The sequence below is a fragment of the Streptomyces caeruleatus genome (genome assembly GCF_001514235.1).
Classification (GTDB): domain Bacteria; phylum Actinomycetota; class Actinomycetes; order Streptomycetales; family Streptomycetaceae; genus Streptomyces; species Streptomyces caeruleatus.
Map to the genome: position 1 here is coordinate 1 of NZ_KQ948987.1, position 546 is coordinate 546.

The following is a 546-nucleotide window of genomic DNA, read 5'->3' on the forward strand; positions in this document are numbered from 1 at the left end:
CTGGGTCTGTGAGCGGGTGCTGGACTGGTCCGGCCTGCCGACCGTCAACGTGCGTCCGACCCTGTTCGCCGAGAACCCCCATCTGACATGGATGCAACAGGGCCCGCTGAGCAACGGTGAACTGCGCCTGCCCTTCGGCAAGCAGCGGCTCGCGCCCATCGCCGTTCACGACGTGGCAGAGGTGTGCGTGAAGGTGCTGGTCGACCCCGCACCGCACATCTCGAAGTCCTACGCGCTCACCGGCCCGGAGCTGAAGGACATGTACGGGTTCGCTGAGGACTACGCAGCCGTGCTGGGACGTCAGGTCACCTACGTCCCTGAGGAAGTGGAGGCCTGGAACGAGGCCTTCCTCGACGAGACCGTCCTGCAGGAGGCCCTGGGCGATCCGGGTGCGGCCCGGCACGTGGCGGCGCACCTGAGGATCCAGACCAGGCTGATCGCCAGCGGGCGGTACGACGCCCTCTCCGACCAACTGGAAACCCTGCTCGGACACCCACCGCGGACCGTGCGGTGGGCGTTGGAGAACAACACGCGCCTGCCCGAACT

At 67.6% G+C, this 546-nt stretch carries 1 protein-coding gene; it reads left to right on the top strand.

The genetic code is table 11. The features are described 5' to 3' along the window. On the top strand, positions 1-546 hold a 546-nt coding region (locus AQJ67_RS44410), incomplete at both ends, for a Rossmann-fold NAD(P)-binding domain-containing protein (protein WP_482258155.1).